This window comes from Vreelandella arctica (assembly GCF_037070215.1).
Taxonomy (GTDB): domain Bacteria; phylum Pseudomonadota; class Gammaproteobacteria; order Pseudomonadales; family Halomonadaceae; genus Vreelandella; species Vreelandella arctica.
In genome coordinates, this window is record NZ_JBANSN010000023.1 from 23,407 (window position 1) to 48,109 (window position 24,703).

Consider the following 24,703-nt stretch of genomic DNA (forward strand, 5'->3'; position numbering starts at 1 on the left):
TAATAAGCAAGCCAAAGTTATTATTTACTTTTGTTAAAAACACAGCCCAGCTCGCTAAAGACAAAGGGAAATTCAACAAACAAAAATAGAAAAAACCCTCTTATCTTTTATTAAACTTTAAACATAACCCTTTAAAGCCAAAGAATTTAACGAACTTAACCGCTCTTCCATTGTGCCTCTTTAGCTCTTCCAATACTTATTTAACACGCTTATTGATGTAGGTTATGGTCGCCCCCCATTTAGCTAACCTATGATTTCTCAACTATAGTTTTTAAGTAGCGCCTGTTCTTAAGTAGCGACTTCCGATACAACGCCTAGAGGCATGGTAGCCGAGGGTAAGGAAAGGAAGTCATTAAGGAGTAATGAGCTAGGTAGTTAAATACTCGATAGTTAAATATTAGATAGTTAAATACGGCCTGACTTAAGGCCATCTAGTTAAAAGCTATCAATTAAACAGTGTTGACCATGGTAATCCAGGGAGGTAGAACATGGGCGATGTGGCTTTGAGTGAGGTTGCTAACATTAAAAGCATGCCGGACGAGAGCATGGTAGAAAATGACGAACAAGAGGGGCCTAGACTGAAAGAGGTTCCTTTTACCTATAACCAATTAATCCCCCGGCACCATTTAAATCAAACTGTTACCGATCGCCGTTATGGCATTATAGATCGAAGCCATAACGATAAACTCGACTCTCCACAGCGCATTCTATTTGTTACCACTGAAATTACCGATTTCGTTAAGGTCGGCGGTCTGGGCGATGTCTCCTCGGCACTTCCCCGCGCACTGGCAGCGCATCACGATGTACGGGTATTAATCCCCGCTTATCGGGAAATGGTTCAGTCCAACTATGACATTGTAACTGTTGGCCATTTGCCTTCTTTTGCGGGATTGCCAGCGTGTGATATTGGCCAGCTAACCTGCCGCGATGGGCTGATCGTTTATGTACTGCTCTGCCCAGAGCTTTATGAACGTGAAGGCACTCCCTATGGCACCGGCTCTAGCGGTTATGGCGATGGTCAAGATGAAGGCTGGAAAGATAATGATATCCGCTTTGCTCGCCTGTCACGGGCAGCTGCCGATATCGCCTTGGGCAAGGCAAATCTCGATTGGCAGCCCCAGTTATTGCACCTCAACGATTGGGCCTGTGGCTTGGCACCGGCGTATTTGCACTGGCAAGGCCAAGGGCAACCCATCCCGACTGTTTTTACCATTCATAATCTGGCTTACCAGGGCGTGTTTGATGCCTCGCGCCTTGAGGTGCTCGGCATTCCTGACGAGGCGTTTCATATTGATGGCGTCGAATACTATGGCGACATTTCCTTTATGAAAGCGGGAATCGTCTATGCTTCGCAAGTGACCACCGTTAGTGCGACCTATGCCCAGGAGATCACGACACCGAAATTCGGCTGTGGGCTCGACGGGCTACTTCGTTGCAAAGACGAACAAGGTTGCTTGAGCGGCATCCCCAATGGCATTGACGATTCCTGGGACCCACGCACCGATAGCCTTTTGATCCAAGCGTTCTCCTCTAACGATTGGCGCGGTAAGCGTGCCAATGCTGATTATGTGCGTCGTCACTTTGGGCTAACCCCCAGTCAAGGCCCCTTGTTTGCGGTGATATCACGCATGGTGCATCAGAAAGGCCTGGATCTGACCATCGAGGCCGCGAAGGCCATTGTCCATGCGGGCGGCCAAATCGTTTTTATGGGCTGCGGCGAACACCATGTCGAGGAAGCTTTACGTAAGCTGGCCATTCGTTTTCCTGGCGCTATCGCCGCTTACATCGGTTTCGACGAGTATCAGGCTCGCTGCCTTTTCGCGGGAAGTGATTTTCTGTTGATGCCATCACGCTTCGAGCCATGCGGGCTAAGCCAGATGTATGCCCAGCGGTTCGGCTCCCTGCCGATTGCTCACCGCACCGGCGGCCTGGCCGATACGATTGAGGACGGCGTGACCGGTTTTTTGTTCGACGACATGCAGTTCGGCAGCTACATGCATGCCATTCAGCGCGCCTTTGCCGTGTACCGCTCAACCGATCTGTTCAATGCCATGCGCGGCGCTGCGATGGCGGGACGCTACCACTGGAAGCAGTCAATCGTCCCCTACAGCAAGCTGTACCTGCAGGCCCTTGAGCAGGCAGGTAATGAGGCGACTCTGGTTCAGTAACAAGGTCCTGGTGAGAACGCCCCTGTGAAAGCGACTGGTGAAAGAGGTGGCAAGCGATGTTTGAAAGGCCTCAACTGCAAAAGAATAACTTTCAACCTGTCTTCGGCGCGCAGATCGTCAAGGAAGGTTTAACTCGGTTCGTGCTCTGGGCGCCAGGCGCTCGCCGGGTCGATGTAGAGGTTGAAGGACTGCCCAGTGTCACCATGGACCAGGCCGATGACGGCCGCGCAACGGCCGAAGTGGCTTGTGAGCACGGTGCTCGCTACCGCTACCGAGTGTTCGACGATGAGAACGATGAGCAGGGCAGCCTCGTACCCGACCCTGCCGCCCGTGCCCAGGCCGGTGATATCGACGGCCCCAGTGTGGTGATCGACCCCAACCACTACCAGTGGAAAAACACCGATTGGCAGGGGCGCCCGTGGCACGAAACCGTGCTTTACGAACTGCATGTCGGCACCCTGGGTGGCTTTAAAGGCGTGCGCCAACACCTGCCCTACCTGGCCGAACTGGGTGTCACTGCCATTGAGTTGATGCCGGTCTCGGAATTTCCCGGTGCGCGTAACTGGGGCTACGACGGCGTGCTGCCCTACGCGGTGGAAGCCTCCTACGGCAGCCCTGATGACATGAAAGCACTGATCGACGAGGCCCACTCCTACGGTCTGATGGTGTTTCTTGATGTGGTCTACAACCACTTCGGCCCCGACGGCAACTATTTGGCCAACTACGCTGGCGCCTTCTTCCGTGAGGATTTGGTCACGCCCTGGGGGCCCTCCATCGACTTTCGCCAACCAATGGTACGCCGTTACTTCATCGATAACGCCTTGATGTGGCTAGAGGAGTACCACCTGGATGGCTTGCGCTTCGATGCTGTCCACGCCATTAGCGAGCAGGATTTCCTGGTCGAGTTGGCCGAAACAATACGCAACCGAATAGCCCCCGAGCGGCATATTCATCTGGTGCTAGAGAACGAAGGCAATACCGCCAGCCTGCTCAACCAACAGCAGTTTACCGCTCAATGGAATGACGACTGGCACAACGTGATGCATGTCTTGCTGACCGGCGAGCAGGAAGGCTATTACAGCGATTTTGTCGATAACGCTACGCCCCGGCTGGCCCGCTGCCTCAGTGAAGGCTTTATATTTCAGGGCCATACATCGCGTCATGGACATTCCCGCGGAGAGCCCAGCGCCCATCTGCCGCCGACAGCTTTCGTCGCGTTTCTCCAGAACCATGATCAGACCGGCAACCGCGCCCTCGGCGAGCGGTTAAATGTACTCACTGATGCCGATTCGTTGGCAGCCGCTGAGGTTTTACTGCTGCTGTCACCCATGATCCCGCTGCTGTTCATGGGCGAAGAGTGGGGCTCCACCCGGCCCTTTCTATTCTTCACCGAACATCATGAGGAGCTCGCTCAAGCGGTTCGCGAAGGGCGGCGGGCAGAGTTTGCCGACTTTTGCGCTTTTCTTGACAAAAAGAGCCGCGAACGCATACCCGACCCTAATGCGCTGACCACCTTCGAAGCCTCCATCCCCGACTTCGCCGCGAGGGAAACCTCTCCCTTTGCCGCCTGCTTGCAGCGCTATCGCACGCTATTAGCACTGCGCCACCAGCATATTGTGCCGCGCCTGCCTGGCGCGGAAGCACTGGGGGCAAAAGTACTCGGCGACAAGGCCGTACTGGCCCGCTGGCAAATGAATGACGACACCCAACTAGTGATAGCACTCAATCTTGGGCAGCAGGCAGCCACCACGCCGGGATTGGGAGTAGGTCAGCTGCTTTATGAAACCACCGAAGGGGCCGCAAAGGCCGCCGAGAGCGGCCGGATGCCAGCCCGCACTGCGGCTGCCTGGTTGCGTCACAACCCCGGTGACGAGGAGGTCAGTGCATGAAAGCGCCGTTGAAGGAACTCGCCGAAGCGGCCGGTTTACTGCTGGAGTGGGAAAATAGCGACGGCGAGCCCTGCCAATTGTCTGAGCAGGCTCAGCGTAACCTACTGGAAGTACTCGGCTATTCAACGGCGAGTGAGTCCGCCATAGAGGAAGGCTTGCAACGCCTGAAACGTCTCCATGCACCGGCAAGCCCTGCAGAATGGCCACCGCTGCTTACCGCCGACTGTGACACACCGATCACGCTGCCCTCGCCGTTGCCTCCCGGCACCGCGTTTACATTGCAGCTTGAGCAGGGCGGTTCTAAACAAGGTTACCTCGACGATAATGGTGCGGTGCCCAGCGTTACCGAGATCGGCTATCACCAGTTGCAGATAGCCGATACCGAACTGACCCTGGCCGTCGCGCCACACCAGTGTTATTCGCTTAGTGACGCCAGCGGTGAGACCACACCACGGCTATGGGGCTTGGCAGCGCAGCTTTACGCCTTGCGGCGCCCCGGTGACGGCGGTATTGGCGACACCTTGGCGCTGGAACAGTGCGTTTTGCATGCCGCCGAGCAAGGCGCGGATGCCCTGGCGATTAGCCCGACCCATGCCATGTTCAGCGCCGACCCTGAGCGCTACAGCCCCTACTCCCCCTCCACCCGCCTATTCTATAACGTGCTTTACAGCGCTGCGGAAACCCTGCTGGGCGACGCCAGTGTTCATGACGCCCAGGCCCGTAATGGGCTGCAAGCTGAGCTGCGACGTCTGGAAGCCGATGACTACCTTGACTGGCCCGAGGCATCACGCGCCAAGCTCTCCTGGCTACGTTATCTCTACGATGACTTCATGGTGCGTGAAGATGATGAAGCACAAGCCCTACACCGAGAGATGCAGGCATTTCGACGTGCGGGTGGCGCCTTGCTGGAAAATCATTGCCGCTTCGAAGCACTGCAAAGAGAATTCGGCCCCGGCGACTGGCGAGAATGGCCCGCGGAGCTACGCGACCCCGCTAGCCCTAAACTCGCTCACTTCGCCGAAACCCGCTCCGATGAAATAGGTTTTCATGCTTTCTTGCAGTGGATAACCGCCGAGGGACTATCCCGTGCCCAGCGCGTCGCCCGTGAGAGTGGTATGGCGATTGGGTTGATCGCTGATCTGGCAGTGGGGGCAGATGCTGGAGGCAGCCAAACCTGGAGCCGCCCGACGGATATGCTGGAAGGCGTCTCAATCGGCGCCCCACCCGACCTGTTTAATGCCCATGGACAGGACTGGGGGCTTGCCGCTTTTTCTCCCGATGGCCTAAAGCGTTCAGGCTTTCGTAGTTTTATCGACATGCTGCGCAGTGCCTTCGCCCATGCCGGCGGGGTGCGGATCGATCATATCCTTGGCTTGTTGCGATTATGGCTCATCCCTCGTGGCGCATCGCCCACTGAAGGCGGTTATCTCCAATACCCGCTAGATGACATGCTGCGCCTAGTGGCGCTGGAGTCCTGGCGACACCGCGGCATCGTGATTGGTGAAGATCTGGGCACCGTCGCCCCCGGCTTTCGAGAACGCCTTACCGCACGCGGCATATTAGGCATGCAGGTGCTGTGGTTCGAGCAGGACGAGGCGCATAACTTCCTTGCCGCCAGCGATTGGAACCCACATGCCATGGCAACCTCCTCAACCCATGACCTGCCCACCGTGGCGGGCTGGTGGGCGGGGCGCGATATTGAATGGCGCAGCCGCCTGGGGCTACTCAAGGAAACGCAAAGTGCTGAAAGCGAACAGCTAGCCAGGCGCAAGGAACGGGCCAAACTCGCCACTACGCTGGGCTTACTGGGTGTAAAGCCGACGACCGAGACACTAGAAGCAGCCGATATACCCGCCTCGCAGGTACTCGATGCGTGTGCGCGCCACTTAGCTGCCACGCCCGCGCCGTTACTCCTGCTCCCAGTTGAAGACGCCCTGGGGCTTGAGGAGCAAGCCAACTTACCAAACACGGTGGATGAGCACCCTAATTGGCGTCGGCGCTGGGCATCCGATGCCAACGATTTACTGACATCGGATGAGGTTCGTCAACGGCTCGTGGCGCTGACACGTGCGCGCAAAGCCACCTCCTCTAGCAAACCATCACGATCCGCCCTATTTGGGAAATCGACTCATGAATGAAATCCTCGCGACTGTGCGGTTGCAGTTTCACCGCGACTTTACCCTAGAGGATGCCGAACACTGGGTAGACTATTACGCCAGCCTGGGTATTAGTCATATTTATGCCTCACCTCTACAGGCATCACGTGCCGGTTCGCCCCATGGTTACGATGGCATCGACCCAACACGCATCGACCCTGATTTAGGCGGTGAGGCGGCGCTGGAGCGCCTAGTATCGCGGCTTCGCTCGCGTGGCATGGGGCTAATCCTGGATATTGTCCCCAACCACCTAGCGGTGGGGGGCTCCCAAAACCGCTGGTGGCAGGATGTGCTGACCTGGGGGAAAGATAGCCCCTATGCCGACTTCTTCGATATTGACTGGCACGCTGCTGATATTAATAACGCCGCCCTCTCGCTTGCCGGAAAGCTGCTAGTGCCGTTCTTGGGTGATCCTTATGCCGAAACCCTGCATTCCGGTGAATTAGAACTGAGCTACGACGCCGATAAGGCGGGCTTCCATGTGGATTATCACGAGCACCGTTTCCCCATCGATCCTCGTCATTACGGCGACATACTACGCTTTGCTGAGCACAACGTGCTGCACGAACAGGCGGCCTTTTTCGATGCCCTGCAGCAACGCGAAGACGCCTATACCGCTGCTGACGAGGCGCGTTACCAGCTAAGCAAAGTGATGGAATCCCCCGCTGCCCGGCAGTCGCTCGACGCTGTTCTGCCCCTGTTTGACGGTGCAAACCCCAACGGTGCCATTCGCCTGCATAACTTACTTGAACGCCAGCATTACCGCCTGGCGTGGTGGCGCACCGCCTCTGATGAGATCAACTGGCGGCGCTTCTTCGATGTCACCGAACTGGGCGGGCTACGCGTTGAAGTGCCGGAAGTGTTCGAGGCCGTTCATGCCCTGCCGTTACGTTTGGTCGAAGCGGGCTGGGTAGACGGCTTACGGGTCGATCACGTTGATGGGCTTGCCGACCCACGCGGCTATTGCCTAACGCTGCGCCAGCGCCTGGATACCTTGCAAGCCAAGCGACCGAGCGATGTGCCTCGCCAAGTCGCTCTCTATGTAGAAAAGATTTTGGGTGATGGCGAAACGCTGCATAACGACTGGGGCGTGGACGGCACCAGCGGTTATGAGTTTATGAACGAGGTCTCAGGCATACAGCACGACCCGGCCAGCGCCGCACCACTGCGCACGCTTTGGCAGGAAATCAGTGGCCGAGACGTTGATTTTTTAGCTGAGGTACGGCTGGCCAGGCGCGAGATACTGACCTCATTATTGGCCAGCGAATTCAATGCCTGTGCTAACGCTTTACATGCCGTTGCCCGCACCCGGCTGGCCAGCCGGGATATTACCCTGGCGGCCATCAGCCGGGCGCTGGAAGCCTTAATCGTTCACTTCCCTATCTATCGCAGCTATGCCGATGAGGCCGGACGCCCCGAGGCCGATGCGCCCTTCTTCGCTCAGGCGATGCGAGGGGCTCGGCAAGCGCTGAATCCGCCAGATGTGGCAGTGCTCGACGCGTTAGAGCGCTGGCTGGGCGGCGAAGCGCCTGGCGACATCGATAAGGATGACGAGCGCCGACTGCGCCAGCGCGCCATCGTGCGCTTTCAGCAGCTCACCTCACCGGTGGCGGCGAAGGCGGTGGAAGATACCGCCGGGTATCGCAGCGCCGTGTTGATCTCACGCAACGATGTGGGTTTTGATGGCGAGCACTTCAGCCATTCTCCCAGGCACTTTCACGAGGCGAATGCCTTTCGTGCCCGCCAGTTCCCCCGCTCCATGGTGACCACCGCCACTCACGACCACAAACGTGGCGAAGATGTTCGCGCACGGCTGGCAGCGCTCAGTGAACACGCCACCTACTTTGCTACGCAAGTGGAGCATTGGCGGCGGTTAGCGGCACCGCTACGACGCTCACTGCCCGATGGGATCGCCCCATCACCGGGCGATGAACTGATTCTCTATCAGGTGCTACTAGGGGCGTGGGCGCCAACGCTTGACCCGCTGGACAACGACGCGATGCAAATGTTTACCCAGCGGATCGCTCAGTGGCAGCAAAAAGCCCTGCGCGAAGCCAAGTTACGCAGCCATTGGCTATGGCCAGATGATACTTATGAGTCCGCTTCACAAGCGTTCCTTGAGGACTTACTGACCACACCGCCCCTGCGCGATTCCATTGCAGCGGCGGCACGCACTATTGATCTACCTGGCGCCCTCAATGGCCTCGTACAAACGGTACTGCGCCTGACCGTTCCCGGCGTGCCTGACCTCTACCAAGGTGGCGAATTCTGGGATTACAGCTTGGTCGATCCTGATAATCGCCGACCCGTCGACCATGCCGCGCGTCAAGCGGCGCTTGAAGCGGCCCTAACGCCTACAGAGGCACTGTTAACGTGGCGGGATGGACGGATAAAGCAAGCGCTCATCGCCCGGTTGCTGACGCTGCGCCATCGTCATCCGCGGCTATTTACCCACGGTGATTATCATCCTCTCTCGGCAACTGGTGAGCAGGCCGACCACGTGATGGCATTTACCCGGCGTTACGCTGGCTACCGATTGTTGGTGGTAGTACCCCGGCTGACGACAGCGCTACTAGGCAACGCTGAGCTACCGCATATTCCCCCGACGCACTGGGGAGATACTTTGCTACAGCCAGATGCTGGCGTTTGGCAGGGGATTTTGACCGAGTCTTCTCTGGAGATAGGCGACCACGGACTTCCTATCGCCTCCTTGCTGGCGGAACTCCCCATCGGTGTCTATCTGCGTAACAACGACACGGAGAGCAGCGGCGCTTGGGTTACTTCTAGATGACTTCCACACCCTGTCACATCGAAAACGAGCGTCGAAAACGAATTGTGACATAGCACATAGGATGAGCTGACATGACTGACGAAGAACGCGTGCGTCAACTGGCCTACAGCATCTGGGAAGCTGAAGGACGCCCCGAAGGCCAACAGCAACGCCATTGGGATAGGGCATTAAAGATCGTTGCCGCTGAGCAAGCAGCCGGTAACGACGCCGACTTGGAAGAAGTCGGTGAGCCTCTGGACGAAACACCTATCTTGGAGGAGGACTTGCCGCTAGAGGATGACGAGGTAGGCATCCAGGAGAACCGTTTACCGCTGGAAGACCCGGACGGCGACCCCGACTTCGATGAAGCTCCCTTTCGCGACGACACCTTAGTCGGGCAGGACGTGCCGGTACAGGATCGGGGCCATCCGCCCCAAGCGCCCACCGCCCCCGACGCTACAGCGAGTTCGATGGAACCACTGCCTGAGGACTCCGCCACGGTGGCGCGTACCCGCCGCCCGCGGCGTAGCAGCGACCCGCTGGCCGCTAGCAAAGAGACGAGCACAGCTAAGACAGCTAACACATCTAAGAAAGCAGGTAAGACGGCAACGGCTAAAAAGACAGACGCCAAGACAACGAAAAAAGCGACGCCACAGGCGAAGAAAACCAATACGCCTAAGACAAGCGACCCCGAGAGTTAAAAGCTGTTTTTAAAAACGGTCGTTAAAAAACGCTTGTTAACAAACAGACGTTAAAACGTTAGCTAACACCCAAGTGCCCGAATGGCCCAAGGATGAATGCAATGAATACAAGCCACGCCTCGCGGGACAGCGATAAGTCCGTTGCCGCCGACGAAACCCCAAGCGTTATGCGGCAGACACGTGTTCACGAAGGATCATCGTTTCCTTTAGGGGCGACCTGGGATGGGCTAGGCGTTAATTTCGCTCTGTTCTCGGCGAATGCCACGAGGGTTGAACTATGCCTGTTTGATGAAACCGGCGAACAGGAGTTGGCACGTGTAGAGCTGCCCGAATATACCGACGAAGTTTGGCATGGCTACCTACCCGACGCCCGCCCCGGCCAACTGTATGGTTACCGTGTACACGGCCCTTACGCCCCCGAGGAAGGCCACCGCTTCAACCCCAACAAGCTGCTGCTCGACCCTTACGCCAAACAGATTGTGGGTGACCTGCAATGGGATGAAGCACTATTTGGTTACACCATCGGCCATCCCGACGGTGATCTAAGTTTCGATGATCGGGACAGTGCACCGTTTATGCCGCGTTGCCGCGTGATCGACCCGGCCTTTACCTGGGGTCGCTCTCGGGATGTGCAGTTGCCTTGGGATCACACCATTGTTTATGAGACCCATGTTCGTGGGTATACCATGCGCCATCCTTCGGTACCAGAAGCGCTACGTGGCACCTTTGCCGGGCTGATGGTCAACGATGTGGTTGACTATATTCACTCCCTTGGCGTGTCGTCGGTTGAGTTACTGCCGATCCACGCCTTCGTAGATGATCAGCGCCTGTTAGAGCAAGGGCTGCGCAATTACTGGGGCTACAACACGCTCGGTTTTTTCGCCCCCCATTCGCGCTATATCTCTGGCGAAAGCATCAATGAATTTAAAGAGCTGGTGGCGCGTTACCATGCCGCCGACCTGGAGGTCATTCTCGATGTGGTCTACAACCACACGGCCGAAGGTAACGAGCTAGGTCCCACCCTTTCGCTTAAAGGCATCGACAACGCCTCTTACTACCGGCTGATGCCCGAAGAGCCGCGCTACTACATCGACGATACCGGCACGGGTAATACTCTTAATCTTAGCCATCAGCGTGTGCTGCAAATGGTCACCGACTCGCTGCGCTATTGGGCCACAGAAATGCGCGTCGACGGTTTCCGCTTTGATTTGGCGACCATTCTTGGCCGCGAACCCCACGGCTTCGACGAGGGGGGCGGCTTTCTCGATTCCTGTCGACAGGACCCTATTCTCAGTCAGGTTAAGCTAATTGCCGAACCTTGGGACTGCGGCCCCGGCGGTTATCAAGTCGGTGGCTTCCCTCCTGGCTGGGCAGAATGGAATGACCGCTACCGGGATACGGTACGCGCTTTCTGGCGCGGCGATGAAGGGCAGTTACCCGAGCTTGCCACCCGGCTCATGGCGTCAGCGGATTTCTTCAAACGGCGTGGCCGGCGGCCATTCGCCTCGGTCAACTTCGTGACGGCCCACGACGGCTACACCCTTTTTGATCTGGTGGCCTACAACGATAAGCATAACGAGGCGAACGGCGAGGACAATATGGATGGCCATGACCACAATTTATCGTGGAACCATGGCGTCGAAGGCCCTACTGACGATGAGGATATCCAGGCATTACGGCTGCGTCAGATCCGTAACTTTATCGCCACCACGCTGTTCTCCCAAGGCACGCCGATGCTACTGGCGGGCGACGAACTATTGCGCACCCAGCAAGGCAACAATAACGCCTACTGCCAGGATAACGAGATCAGCTGGGTGGACTGGAATCTCGACGGTGACGCCCACGCCATGATCGAGTACCTGCGGCGCGTGATCGCACTTCGGATGCGTTACCCCATCCTGCGGCGAGGTCGCTTCCTTTCAGGTGAATACAACGAAGAAATGGGGCTCAAGGAAGTGACATGGCTGGCCCCGGATGGCGCCGAAATGGATGTTGAGCGCTGGGAAGATACCGAGGCGCGCACACTCGGTCTTTTACTCGATGGTCGCGCGCAGCCTTCCGGCATACGCCGTGCGGGGGCCGATGTCACCTTGCTGCTAATTTTCAATGCGCACCACGAGGCCGTCGCTTTTCAACTACCGGCCGCCCCAAGCGGTAGCGGATGGTTATGCCGCCTCGACACCAGCCAAACCTGTGAGGAAGCCCCGTTCCAGCGCGCCTTTGGTGAGGAACATGTGTTGGAAGGTCGTTCACTGGCCCTGCTAGAGCTAGTGCAGCACAACGAAGGCGCCGTTACCTCGGTATAAGGCGGCGCGGATACCTTCGCTGTCGTTTTCGCGCTGCAAGGAGAAGCATGCGATGAGTTCACCTGTCTATCCCACGTCCGGGACTTTCCCGGCACAGAGTCAACACCAGAACCATGGCCTAGCGGCCACCCATGCCCCGCGCATTGCCATTGAAGCCGTCAGCCCTTCCCTGGATCAGGGGCGCTTTGCGACCAAAGCCATCGTTAACGAAACGGTAGTGGTGAAAGCCACCATCTTCGCCGACGGTCACGATGCGCTGGCAGCGGCTATCTGCTGGCACGACGATGAGGGGCAGCAACAGCGCGCGCCCATGAGCCAGGTCGAACCCCTCGGCCTGGATGTATGGGAAGGGAGTTTCACGCCTCACCGGGTGGGCCGCCATGGTTTTATTATTGAAGCCTGGTGGGATGTTTATGCCACTTATCACTACGAGCTTGCCAAGAAACACCAGGCGGGGGTACCCATCGGGCTCGAACTGGAAGAAGGCAGACGACTGGTGGAACAAGCCGCCGAGCGTAGCGAAGGAACGCTTTATGAATCACTGGCTGACCTCCTCGAGCAATTTCGGCTAGCGCAGAATGATGCTGACCGCGTCGCGCTGCTATTAGATGATGAAACGACTAGGTTGATGCACAAAGCGGATACTCGCCCGCATCTAACCAGAAGCGACGCCCTTTATCCGCTTGAGGTAGAGCGGCTTAAAGCAGGTTTTGCCAGCTGGTATGAGCTGTTTCCCCGCTCGGAAACCGACAATCCCAATCGCCACGGCACGTTCAAAGATGTACACAGGCGGTTGCCGTTAATTCGCGACATGGGCTTTGACGTGCTCTATTTCCCGCCTATCCATCCTGTCGGTCGGGCGTATCGCAAAGGGCCTAACAACAGTCTTGAAGCCGGGCCGAACGACCCAGGCAGTCCTTACGCCATTGGCAGCGAAGAAGGCGGACATGACGCCATCCATCCTGAGCTTGGCACCCGCGAAGATTTCCGCGAGCTGGTCCGTGTTGCCGCCGAACACGGCCTGGAGATAGCGCTCGATTTTGCCATTCAGTGTTCACCGGATCACCCCTGGTTAAAGGAGCACCCCGGCTGGTTCTCCTGGCGGCCCGACGGCTCGATTCGCTACGCCGAGAACCCGCCCAAGAAATATCAGGATATTGTTAACGTCGATTTTTACGCCGAAGAGGCGATTCCCTCGCTGTGGCTTGAACTGCGCAATGTGGTGCAAGGCTGGGTCGATGAAGGGGTGAAAATATTTCGGGTGGATAATCCGCACACCAAGCCGCTGCCCTTTTGGGAATGGCTAATCGCCGATATTCGCCAACGTGACCCTGATGTGATCTTCCTGGCCGAAGCGTTTACCCGCCCGGCCATGATGCTGCGCCTGGGCAAGCTGGGTTTCACACAGAGCTATACCTATTTCACCTGGCGCCATACCAAGGCGGAGTTAACCGAATACTTCACGCAACTCAATGAATCGCCCCTGCGTGACGGCTATCGGCCCAACTTTTTTGTCAACACACCGGATATCAATCCCTACTTTCTGCAATCGTCTGGGCGGGCGGGATTCCTGATTCGCGCGGCGCTGGCCACCATGGGGTCAGGATTGTGGGGCATGTACTCCGGCTTTGAACTCTGCGAAGGCGCACCGGTACCCGGCAAGGAGGAGTACCTCGATTCAGAGAAGTACCAGATTCGCCTGCGCGACTATAGCGCCCCCGGCAACATCATCTATGAGATCACCCAGCTCAACCGAATCCGGCGCGAGAATCCGGCGCTGCATAGCCATCTTGGGCTGACCTTCCATGCGGTACACAACGACCGTTTATTGCTCTTCGCCAAGCGCACCGAGCAAAGCGACGAGGCCATCTTGGTCGCGGTCAACCTTGACCCGTTTGAGCCTCAGGAGGGCGCCTTTGAGTTGCCCATGGCGCTATTCGAACTTCCCGACGAAGCGGCACTGCATGTGGAGGATCTCATGAGTGGCCGTCAATGGACTTGGCATGGCAAATGGCAATCGATGCGCTTAGACCCCGCCGTTATGCCGTTCGCCATTTGGCGACTTCGCCCGGTTCACTAGCTACCGGTTTACTAACAACGGTATTGGCTTGGAAGCCGCTAGTTCGTGTCAATTTTGACCTAATGATCAAAGCAGAGAGGGTAAGCCAATGATGGATGCCAGCAGCGAAACACACGCCGTCGAGGCGATGGATTTCCTCGATGACCCACTCTGGTACAAAGACGCGGTGATTTACCAGGTACACGTGAAGGCCTTCTTCGATGCCAACGACGACGGTATCGGCGATTTCGAAGGTTTGATTCAGAAGCTGGACTATATTGTCAGCCTGGGCGTTAACACTATTTGGATTTTACCGTTCTACCCCTCGCCGCGTCGCGACGATGGTTACGATATTGCTGAATACACCAGCGTTAGCCCCGATTACGGCACGCTAGAGGATGCCCAGCGCTTTATCAACGAGGCACACCGACGCGGCCTGCGCGTTATTACCGAGCTGGTCATTAACCACACGTCCGACCAGCACGAGTGGTTTCAGCGCGCGCGCCAGGCGCCAGTAGGATCACCAGAACGCGACTTTTATGTCTGGTCGGACACCGACCAGAAGTACCCCGGCACACGGATCATCTTTCTCGACACCGAATCCTCCAACTGGACCTGGGACCCGGTGGCTGGCGCCTACTACTGGCATCGTTTCTACTCCCACCAGCCGGATCTCAACTTCGACAACCCCGTGGTACTCGACGAGATTCTCAAGGTCATGGAGTACTGGCTCGATATGGGGGTGGATGGCCTGCGCCTGGACGCCATACCGTATCTGGTTGAGCGCGAAGGCACCAACAACGAAAACCTGCCCGAAACCCACGTGGTACTCAAGAAGATCCGAGCGGTGCTCGACGAGCGCTACCCCGACCGCATGCTGCTCGCCGAAGCCAACCAGTGGCCCGAGGACACCCGGCCCTACTTCGGCGACGGCGACGAGTGTCACATGGCGTTCCATTTTCCTTTGATGCCGCGCATGTACATGGCCCTGGCTCAGGAAGATCGCTTCCCGATTACCGACATTCTGCGTCAGACGCCTGAAATACCGGCCACTTGCCAGTGGGCGATCTTTTTGCGTAACCACGACGAACTGACCCTTGAAATGGTCACCGATAAGGAGCGCGACTACCTCTGGAATCACTACGCCGCCGACCGCCGGGCGCGTATCAACTTAGGCATCCGCCGCCGGTTAGCGCCGCTGCTGGAGCGCGACCGGCGTCGTATCGAGCTACTTAACAGCCTACTGCTCTCCATGCCGGGCACGCCGGTGCTCTATTACGGCGACGAAATTGGTATGGGCGACAATATCTATCTCGGCGACCGTGACGGCGTGCGTACGCCGATGCAGTGGTCGGTGGATCGCAACGGCGGCTTCTCTCGCGCCGACCCGGCCAAGCTGGTGCTGCCGCCCATTATGGATCCGCTCTACGGCTATCAAACGGTGAATGTGGAAGCACAAATTCGTGACTCGCACTCGCTGCTTAGCAATATGCGGCGGCTACTGGCGGTACGCAGTCAGCACCGTGCTTTCAGCCGTGGCACCATGCGCCCACTCTACCCCTCCAATCGGCATATTCTCTCCTACCTGCGTGAGATGACGCTCGACAATGGCGAAACAGAAACACTGCTGTGCGTAGCCAATGTGGCCAGCACCGCTCAGGCGGTAGAGCTCGACCTTTCCGCATTTGCCGGTCAGGTGCCGGTAGAAATGGTCGGCGGAAGCGCCTTTCCACCGGTGGGTAAACTGGCGTACCTGCTGACGCTGCCTCCCTACGGTTTTTTCTGGTTCTTGCTGGCCCCGGCTACCGCCATGCCGGAGTGGCATGTTCCTGTACCAGAGCCCATGCCGGATTACGTTACGCTGATTATCAAAAAACGCCTTGAGGAGATTTTTGAGGAGACGCCCAGACGGCTACTCGAACGTGAAACGCTGCCCAGCTACCTGCCTAAGCGACGCTGGTTTGCTGCCAAGCAGTCCCGTATCGAACACGTCCACCTACACCCCACCGGCCGTCTTGAGCACAGCGGGCACTCACTGCTGTTTACCGAGCTGGAGGTCAAACATGGCCAAGGTAGCGAGCGCTACCAACTGCCGCTGGCTTTCCTGGGCGAAGACGAGCAAAGCAATCCGCTACCCCAACAGCTCGCCATGGCACGGGTGCGTCGTTTCCACGAAGTCGGGCTGCTCACCGATGCAGTCACCCTGGATGCCTTTACGCTGGCGGTACTAGAAAACATGCGCCTAGGCACTGTGCTGCCTTATGAGAAAGGAGAAATTCATTTCTTGCCAACCGCCGCCTTCGCCGAACTGACGCTTCCCGAGCACCTCGAGGTGGTTCAGCAGAGTGCCGAGCAATCCAATAGCTCGGTGATCATCAATCATCAATTAGTGCTCAAGCTGTTCCGACGCTTGGAGCCTGGCCTCCATCCCGAAGCAGAGATCGGCAGCTACCTGACTGAGCGGGGCTTTATGCATACCGTGCCCCTGTACGGCGTGGTAACCCGGCTCGAAGAGGGCTCCACGCAGACGCTCATGATTCTGCAAGGCTTCATCGACAACCAGGGCGATGCCTGGTCATGGACGCGCAACAAGCTGGAACGTGCCATTCGTGAAGCGGTGGCGGACGACGAACGGGCAAGCGAGCCAAAAGCCGAAGCCCGCTACGGCGCCTTCGAGGAGTTGGCAGAGTTTGCCACTACCTTAGGGCGTCGATTGGGTGAGCTGCATATGGTGCTGGCGACGCCCAACGACGACCCAGCATTCACGCCCGAAGTCGCTGGTCTCTCCCATGTGCAGCACTGGACACAACGCGTGACGCAGCGTGTTGAGGAAGCGCTAAACGTGCTGGAGCAACACAAGAACACTGCCAACGAAGCCGAACAGCGGCTTGCCGACATTATTTTGGCTCGCCGCGCCACGTTGATGGATGCCATCAAAAAGATGGCGGAACTTGCCCAAGGCAGCCTACTCACCCGTATTCATGGTGATCTACATCTTGGCCAAGTTCTGGTGGCTCATGATGATGCTTACATCATCGATTTTGAAGGCGAACCGGCCAGGCCCTTGGAAGAGCGTCGCGCGAAGGATAGCCCGCTGCGCGATGTGGCTGGCATGTTGCGCTCCTTCGACTATGCCTATGCCAAGGTGGAGGAAGCCCGGCCCGGCGACAATGAAGGCGCCGATACACATACCGACACTAGCCATTCGGTGGTGGAGCAGTATCTGCTTAAAGGCCGCCAAGCCTTTCTCAACGCTTATTGGCTGGCCACCATGGAAATACCCCACGAGTGGAAGCAAGCCAGCGGAGCCGCCGCGGCGGTGGACCTGTTCGTGCTCGAAAAGACAGCTTACGAAATTGCCTACGAAGCCGCCAACCGCCCCGAATGGTTGGGTGTGCCGCTGCACGGCTTAGCTGCCCTCATCGAACAACTCAGCCCAGGAAAGCCACATGAATAATGTTATTCACACCCGCCCCCTTCTGGATCGCAGCTTGTGGTTGACTGAGGAAGACGCCAGTGCGCTAGCGCAAGGAACCCATCGCGATCCCTTCGCCATCCTCGGCATTCACAGTGATGGCAAAGGGCAGTTTTTGCGCGTGTTCCTACCCGGCGCGGTAGGGGTTGATGTACTCGACCGCGACGGCGGCAGTGTGCGTTGCTGCCTGACGGGCATGCAAATCCCTGGTCTATTCGCTGCCCGACTACCTCATGCGGCTCCCTATCTGCTGCGTATTCGCTGGCCCCAAGGCGAACAGCTAACCGAGGACCCGTATAGCTTCGGCCTGCTGCTGGGCGAAATGGATCTTTACCTGCTGGGCGAAGGCAATCATCGACAGCTGGGGCACTGCCTGGGTGCCCAGCCCATGACAATAGATGGCGTCAACGGCGTTCGCTTTGCGGTCTGGGCGCCGAATGCCCAACGTGTTTCCGTGGTCGGTAATTTCAATAGCTGGGACGGCAGACGACACATAATGCGCCTGCGCATCGCTGCTGGGGTGTGGGAGTTATTCGTACCGCGCCTTGGTCCTGGGGAGGCGTACAAATATGAGGTGGTCGAAGCCCACGGTGCGATTGGCCTGCGTGCCGACCCAGTTGCTTTAGCCACCGAAGCACCGCCCTCTACCGCCTCGGTGGTAGCTGATACCACCCCCTTTACCTGGCATGACGACGCATGGATCGCCCAGCGGCAAAATATCCATGACCCGACCCATCCAATAAGCATTTATGAAGTGCATGCTGCCTCCTGGCGCAAACATGGCGGCGACAACGGCGAACTCTATAGTTGGCGTGATCTGGCCGAGCAATTAATACCTTATGTGCTGGACCTGGGGTTCACCCACGTCGAGCTATTGCCCATTATGGAGCACCCGTTCGGCGGCTCCTGGGGTTACCAGCCGCTGAGCCAGTTTGCGCCTAGCGCCCGCTTCGGTAAACCTGCCGACTTTGCCTACTTCGTTGATGAGTGCCATCGCGCAGGGCTGGGCGTCATTCTCGACTGGGTGCCGGCCCACTTTCCCACCGACCCCCACGGTTTGGCACGCTTTGATGGCACCGCTCTGTACGAATATGAGCATCCTTTTGAGGGGTTCCATCAAGATTGGGACACCTATATCTATAACCTGGGAAGGCGCGAAGTACATGGCTTTATGCTCGCCTCGGCACTGCACTGGCTGCGGCATTTCCATGTCGATGCACTGCGTGTCGATGCCGTTGCCTCAATGCTCTATCGCAACTACTCCCGTAACGAAGGCGAATGGATTCCCAACCGCTTTGGCGGTCACGAAAACCTGGAAACCATCGACTTCCTGCGCCACCTCAATGACGTCATCAGTGAGGAAGTCCCCGGCACCATCGTTATTGCCGAGGAGTCAACTGCTTGGCCGGGTGTCACCCAGCCGACCAAGGAGGGCGGGCTGGGTTTTGCCTATAAATGGAACATGGGTTGGATGCACGACACACTGGAATACATCGCCAAGGACCCGGTATATCGCAACTACTCGCATCACGATATGACCTTTCCGATGGTCTACGCTTTCTCTGAGCACTACGTCTTGCCGATTTCTCACGACGAAGTAGTCCACGGCAAGGGGTCGCTGATCGGTAAGATGCCCGGCGATGAGTGGCAGAAGTTCGCCAATCTCCGCGCCTATCTTGCCATCATGTGGTCGCAACCCGGTAAGAAGCTGCTGTTTATGGGCTGCGAGTTCGGTCAGTGGCGGGAGTGGAGCCACGACCGTGAGCTGGATTGGTCCCTGCTCGCCGAAGCCCGGCATGCCGGTGTCCACCGCTTGCTGAGCGACCTTAACCGCTGCTACACCGAGTTACCCGCCCTGCACCAATGCGATAGCGAACCACGGGGGTTTACCTGGGTGGTGGGCAACGACAACACCAATAGCGTTTTTGCCTGGCTACGCTGGAGTGCCACCGGTGAGCCGTTGCTGGTGGTTGCCAATATGACCCCAATTCCACGTATGGGTTATCGGCTGGGCGTGCCGCTGACTGGGGGGTGGGAAGAGTGCCTTAACAGTGACGCGGAGTGCTATGGCGGTTCCAACATGGGCAACCTGGGTCGGCTAACCGCCGAAGACTCCCCCCTACATGGGCAAATCGCCAGCCTGGAGTTGACGCTACCGCCACTCGCGGTATTGCTGCTACGTCCGGCCGGCATGCCCAACACTGACTGAGGTGCTCAGCCCAAACACGACCTAAACCTGGTGGCAGTATAAGAATATGCACGAATTTAATATTGGATTATTAGTCGTTGCAGCTAGCGCCTTATTGCTAGGGCTATTATCAACACCGCTGAAGCGCGTCGGCTTGCCCGACTCCGTCAGTTTGTTGCTGGTCGGGGTGGTGTTGGGGCCTACCGGATTTGGGCTTCTTGATCCAGCGCAGTGGGGTAACGAAATGGCCATTTTAGAACAAGTGGCCCGCTTAGCCGTCGCCATTGGTTTGATGGGTATCGCGCTGCGGCTCCCCAAATCCTATATTTTTAACCATTGGCGATCGCTCTGCGTGTTATTGCTGGTGGGTATGCCGGTAATGTGGCTATGCAGCAGTGTTATAACCGGTTGGGCGCTTGGTCTGCCATTAGGAGCGGCGTTACTCATCGGTGCTGTGGTTACCCCCACAGACCCGGTGGTTGCCTCTACCGTGGTGACCGGGCCCGTTGCTAAAGAGAACCTGCCCGCTTATCTACGCCACATTATTTCGAGTGAATCGGGCGCCAACGATGGGCTGACGTTTATCTTTGTCATGTTTGCTGTGTTTTTGCTGACGCTACCCGCGGATCAATCGATCACCACCAATATATTGGAGGTGCTGGGAGGCGATATTTTAGTCGCACTGGTGTTAGGAACGATGGTCGGTTATTCGGTCGGCTTTGCCATGCGCAAAGCTGAAGAAAAAAACACCATCGACCAGCCCTCGATGCTAATGGTAACCACAGCGCTCGCGCTCACTACTCTCGCCGCGGTGAAGCTAGCGGGCAGTAACGGAATTCTCGCTGTGTTCGTAGCAGGGTTAGCATTTGATCAACAAGCTAACGCCTCAGAAAAGCAGGAGGAAGAAAGAGTGGTAGAAGGCGTGGACCGCTTTTTCACCTCTCCGATTTTCGTCTTGCTCGGTTTAATGATCCCCTGGCAAGCGTGGCTCTCCTTGGGGTGGCCAGCCCTGCTGCTGGTGATTGGTGTGCTTTTCCTGCGCCGCTTACCCATTCTGTTATTAGTAGGTGGCCATATTAAAGATCTTCCCAGCAAGCTGGATGGCAGTTTCACTGGCTGGTTTGGGCCGATTGGGGTCGCCGCGCTTTACTACGCGGCATTGGCCCATCATAAAACCGATGTTGCTGAACTCTGGCCCGTGGTGAGCTTGCTGGTAGTGTCGTCCATCTTGGTGCACGGGCTGACCGCCATGCCGTTTTCGCATCTCTATAGACAAATTAAGGGTTCCAGCGCTTCATCGTAAGAGTGCTCTCAGCGTTCTATTCGCTACTGGTTCTTTGGTTAACGCCATAGGCCACCTGGAGCGCTTTCGCATATCGGGATCAGCGTCTACTTTTAGGTGGCAAGATTAGGGTTTGCAGGTAGCAGACCAAGAGCATCATTAAGCAAAGGGAATGCGTGCAAACACCTATTACTCCTAGGTGTTAACGCTCAAGGACGAAAGGTGAAATATGGCAGGTGCCAGCAGTATGTTGATCGCGCTCGCGGCCTTCTTCTGGGGTATTTCAGGGGGAATCGCAGGCATTCTTTTAGACGGCGGCTGGGATGCCTCTGTCGTCTCTTTTTATCGTGGTTTTGTAGGGCTTCTCTGCGCGCTGGCGTGGCTTCTACTGCAACGCAGCCATAGCGGCTTAGCTAGTCGACAGCTGTGGTTCTGGTCGGTGGTGGCGGGCCTTGGCGTAGCGGGCAACTTCACTTTCTATTTCATCAGTATTGATCATGGCAGCGTGGCGGTCGCGGCTACCTTGATGTACTGCGCCCCAGTATTTGTTTATCTGATCTCCTTTGCCCTTAAGCTTGAGCGCCCCACCGCTGCCAAGTGGCTAGCCATCGTGCTGGTAATGGTGGGTGTGGTGCTGTTAACCAAACTGTATGCCATTAGTGCTAGCGGCCTCTCGTTGATGGGCGTAGCTACCGGGCTGCTTGCCGGGCTCTCTTATGCGGCCTTCATTTTTGGCTTTAAATACGCTGCACCCCATGGCAGCCCCCAGGCAATACTGACGATCGCCTTCGCGGTACTGGCCATCATGCTCGTTGTGCCAAGCGATACAGGGCAGATTGTGAGCGTCCTGGGCTCATCGGATTGGCCTCTATTTGTAACACTCGGCCTCTTAGGCGCAGGCGTGTCTTTTGTGCTTTATATCGCGGGGATCAAACGCACAACGCCTGCGCTCGCCTCCATGGTGGCCATGGTCGAACCCATCACGGCCACCCTATTTGGCGTTGCCGTTTTAAATGAAAGCCTGAGCATTATTCAGATAATCGGCATGGGACTGATCCTAGTGACCGTCACCGCGCTGAGCGTTACGTCAAGCTAGGCATAGTTCTTAGCAAGCGCTCTTTGTAAGCACTCTTTGCAAGCGACTAACCATTGGTTCGTTAGATCTTTTCGGCAATACGATGGGCTAATCTATGAATAAAGGGTCCGCTGATAAACGCGATGATCCCTGCGGCTGGCCACGCCAACAGCCATGCATGCATCCAAATGCCCACAAAGCCAGGGTGTGTGCCAATATTCACGTAGGTCACCCAGGCGGACATAATCAGCGATAGCGTAAACGACATGAGAATGGCGAAGATAATTCGGTGTTTCATGGGAAGTCCTTAACTACCGTTTCACGTGCCCTAAACCTACCCTGCTGGTACCGCCGCACCAGCAGAGAGGTTCACAATCACTGCCTGTGGCTGATGCTTAAATTCCCGCTTTTGCCGCCCGTGCCGCGTGTAGCTTTTTATAGCTCTCGGTTAAGCGCTGGTGGCGCTCCAAGCCCTCTAGTTGCTTGTTCGTCTGCGTTAGGCCGTGGAAGCGCACATTGCCTTCCACCGAGCCCACCACCGCGGCCATGGTCGCCTCGCCAAACATACGCTGGAAGTTAGGCAGGTAGTCGTCCAGTTCCAGCTCGTCGTCCAGGGCGATTTCCAACACCGCGTTAATCGCCTGATAGAACAGGCCTCGCTCGACGGTGTTGTCATTGTACTGCAGGAACATCTGCACGCAGTCCAGCGCTTCCTCATGACGCTGCAGCGCTAGGTAGACCAACAGTTTCAGTTCCAGGATCGTCAGTTGGCCCCAGACGGTGTTCTCGTCAAACTCAATGCCGATCAGGGTAATAATGTCAGCATGGTCATCCATCTGGCTCTCTTCCAGCCGCTCGACCAGATCAGTGAGCTGATCGTCGTTTAGGCGGTGCAGGTTGAGAATATCTTCGCGGTAATCCAAAGCCTTATTAGTGTTATCCCAGATCAGATCTTCAATCGGGTATACCTCCGAGTAACCCGGCACCAGAATGCGGCAGACCGGCGCACCCAGGTCCTCGTGTACCGCCATATACACTTCCGCACCCAACTCTTCAAAAATGCCGAACAGCGTCTCGGCTTCTTCATCATTGCTGCCAGAGAAGTCCCACTCGCTGAACTCGAAGTCGGGCTTGGCGCTGAAGAAGCGCCAGGAGACCACGCCCACCGAGTCGATAAAGTGCTCGACGAAGTTGTTGGGCTCGGACACCGTTTGCGAATTGAAGGTCGGCAGCGGCAGGTCGTTCAAGCCTTCGAAGCTGCGGCCCTGAAGCAGCTCGGTCAGGCTGCGCTCCAGCGCCACTTCAAAGCTTGGGTGAGCACCAAAGGAGGCAAACACGCCGCCGGTGCGTGGGTTCATCAGCGTGACGCACATCACCGGGAACTGCCCGCCCATGGAGGCATCTTTGATCAGCACCGGGAAGCCTTGAGCTTCCAGGGCATTAATGCCCTCCACGATGCTGGGGTACTTGGCCAGCACCTCTTGCGGCACGTCGGGTAGCGTCAATTCCTGTTCGAGTATCTCCCGCTTCACCGCCCGCTCGAAAATCTCCGAGAGGCATTGCACCTGGGCTTCCACCAGGGTATTGCCCGCGCTCATGCCGTTGCTGAGGAACAGGTTTTCGATCAGGTTGGAGGGGAAGTAGACCGTTTCGCCATCGCTTTGGCGCGTAAACGGCAGCGACACAATACCCCGGTCTTCACGGCCAGAGTTGGTATCGATCAGGTGCGAACCGCACAACTCGCCTTCCGGGTTGTAGATATCCAGGCAGTGCTGGTCGAGAATTTCTGCGGGCAGCTCGTCGTTCGGGCCCGGTTTGAACCACTTCTCATTGGGGTAGTGAACGAATGCACTGTTGGCGATCTCTTCACCCAAAAACTGGTCATTATAGAAGAAGTTGCAGCTCAGGCGCTCGATAAACTCGCCCAGCGCCGAGCAGAGCGCGCTCTCTTTGGTCGCGCCTTTGCCATTGGTAAAGCACATGGGGGACGCCGCATCGCGGATATGCAGCGACCACACGTGGGGCACGATATTGCGCCAGGAGGCGATCTCGATCTTCATACCCAGGTCCGCCAAAATGCCGCTCATATTGGCGATGGTCTGCTCCAGCGGCAGGTCTTTACCTTCGATGTAGGTGCTGCCCCCTTCCGGCGCGCCCATCAGCAGCGCCTGAGCGTCTTCGTCGATATTTTCGACCACTTCGATCTGGAACTCGGGGCCGGTCTGAATGACCTTCTTCACCGTGCAGCGGTCGATGGAGCGCAAAATGCCTTCGCGATCTTTTTCCGAGATATCTTCCGGCATCTCAACCTGGATTTTGAAAATCTGCTTGTAGCGATTTTCCGGGTCGACGATGTTGTTTTGCGACAGGCGAATGTTCTCGGTGGGAATATTGCGCGCGTTGCAGTACACCTTGACGAAGTAGGCGGCACACATGGCCGACGACGCCAGGAAGTAGTCGAACGGACCTGGTGCCGAGCCGTCGCCTTTGTAGCGAATCGGCTGGTCGGAGATAACCGTAAAATCGTCGAACTTGGCCTCCAGACGGAGGTTGTCGAGATAGTTAACTTTGATTTCCATGAGCGGGCATCCGGAGCAATGAGTGTGCCTAACAGTTGGCAGTAGGCGAATTGCG

At 57.0% G+C, this 24,703-nt stretch carries 13 protein-coding genes; 11 read left to right on the forward strand and 2 right to left on the reverse strand.

The genetic code is table 11. The features are described from left to right. The first annotated feature begins 488 nt into the window (after nucleotides 1-488). The 11 genes from glgA (at nucleotide 489) to V8L70_RS17050 (ending at nucleotide 22,090) form a co-directional block, all read left to right on the forward strand. Entirely contained in the window at nucleotides 489-2,168 is a 1,680-nt protein-coding gene (glgA, locus tag V8L70_RS17000) for a glycogen synthase GlgA (protein WP_101147459.1), read from the forward strand. Nucleotides 2,169-2,224: 56 nt separating this feature from the next. Next, nucleotides 2,225-4,057 (forward strand): malto-oligosyltrehalose trehalohydrolase, encoded by a 1,833-nt coding sequence (treZ, locus tag V8L70_RS17005; RefSeq protein WP_101147460.1) that lies wholly within the window; start codon nucleotides 2,225-2,227, stop codon nucleotides 4,055-4,057. Beyond that, nucleotides 4,054-6,195, forward strand: a complete 2,142-nt coding sequence (malQ, locus tag V8L70_RS17010; protein WP_101147461.1) for a 4-alpha-glucanotransferase — start codon at nucleotides 4,054-4,056, stop codon at nucleotides 6,193-6,195. Before treZ ends, malQ begins: the two co-directional genes overlap by 4 nt. Further along, a complete protein-coding gene (treY, locus tag V8L70_RS17015; protein WP_101147462.1) occupies nucleotides 6,188-9,004 on the forward strand; it encodes a malto-oligosyltrehalose synthase in 2,817 nt (938 codons plus the stop codon). Before malQ ends, treY begins: the two co-directional genes overlap by 8 nt. A gap of 71 nt (nucleotides 9,005-9,075) precedes the next feature. Next, nucleotides 9,076-9,684, forward strand: coding sequence for a DUF2934 domain-containing protein (locus tag V8L70_RS17020; protein WP_101147463.1), 609 nt, complete (start codon nucleotides 9,076-9,078; stop codon nucleotides 9,682-9,684). A gap of 101 nt (nucleotides 9,685-9,785) precedes the next feature. Continuing rightward, nucleotides 9,786-11,990, forward strand: coding sequence for a glycogen debranching protein GlgX (gene glgX / locus V8L70_RS17025; RefSeq protein ID WP_198556123.1), 2,205 nt, complete (start codon nucleotides 9,786-9,788; stop codon nucleotides 11,988-11,990). A 52-nt stretch (nucleotides 11,991-12,042) separates the two neighbouring features. Next, complete coding sequence (locus V8L70_RS17030; RefSeq protein WP_198556124.1) at nucleotides 12,043-14,070, forward strand: alpha-1,4-glucan--maltose-1-phosphate maltosyltransferase; 2,028 nt, start codon at nucleotides 12,043-12,045, stop codon at nucleotides 14,068-14,070. 88 nt (nucleotides 14,071-14,158) lie between these two features. Beyond that, on the forward strand, nucleotides 14,159-17,506 hold the full coding sequence (treS, locus tag V8L70_RS17035) for a maltose alpha-D-glucosyltransferase (protein ID WP_101147464.1): 3,348 nt from the start codon (nucleotides 14,159-14,161) through the stop codon (nucleotides 17,504-17,506). Continuing rightward, nucleotides 17,499-19,733 (forward strand): 1,4-alpha-glucan branching protein GlgB, encoded by a 2,235-nt coding sequence (gene glgB / locus V8L70_RS17040; RefSeq protein ID WP_101147465.1) that lies wholly within the window; start codon nucleotides 17,499-17,501, stop codon nucleotides 19,731-19,733. Before treS ends, glgB begins: the two co-directional genes overlap by 8 nt. A 46-nt stretch (nucleotides 19,734-19,779) precedes the next feature. Then, nucleotides 19,780-21,015 (forward strand): cation:proton antiporter domain-containing protein, encoded by a 1,236-nt coding sequence (locus tag V8L70_RS17045; protein ID WP_101147466.1) that lies wholly within the window; start codon nucleotides 19,780-19,782, stop codon nucleotides 21,013-21,015. Nucleotides 21,016-21,223: 208 nt separating this feature from the next. Beyond that, on the forward strand, nucleotides 21,224-22,090 hold the full coding sequence (locus tag V8L70_RS17050; protein WP_101147467.1) for a DMT family transporter: 867 nt from the start codon (nucleotides 21,224-21,226) through the stop codon (nucleotides 22,088-22,090). A gap of 61 nt (nucleotides 22,091-22,151) precedes the next feature. On the opposite strand, the gene V8L70_RS17055 is transcribed toward V8L70_RS17050, so the two are convergent. Together V8L70_RS17055 and V8L70_RS17060 are read right to left on the reverse strand one after the other, a co-directional pair. Continuing rightward, nucleotides 22,152-22,367, reverse strand: coding sequence for a DUF2798 domain-containing protein (locus V8L70_RS17055; RefSeq protein WP_101147468.1), 216 nt, complete (start codon nucleotides 22,365-22,367; stop codon nucleotides 22,152-22,154). Between the two features lie 97 nt (nucleotides 22,368-22,464). Beyond that, a complete protein-coding gene (locus V8L70_RS17060; protein WP_101147469.1) occupies nucleotides 22,465-24,648 on the reverse strand; it encodes an OsmC domain/YcaO domain-containing protein in 2,184 nt (727 codons plus the stop codon). Between the last annotated feature and the right edge of the window lie 55 nt (nucleotides 24,649-24,703).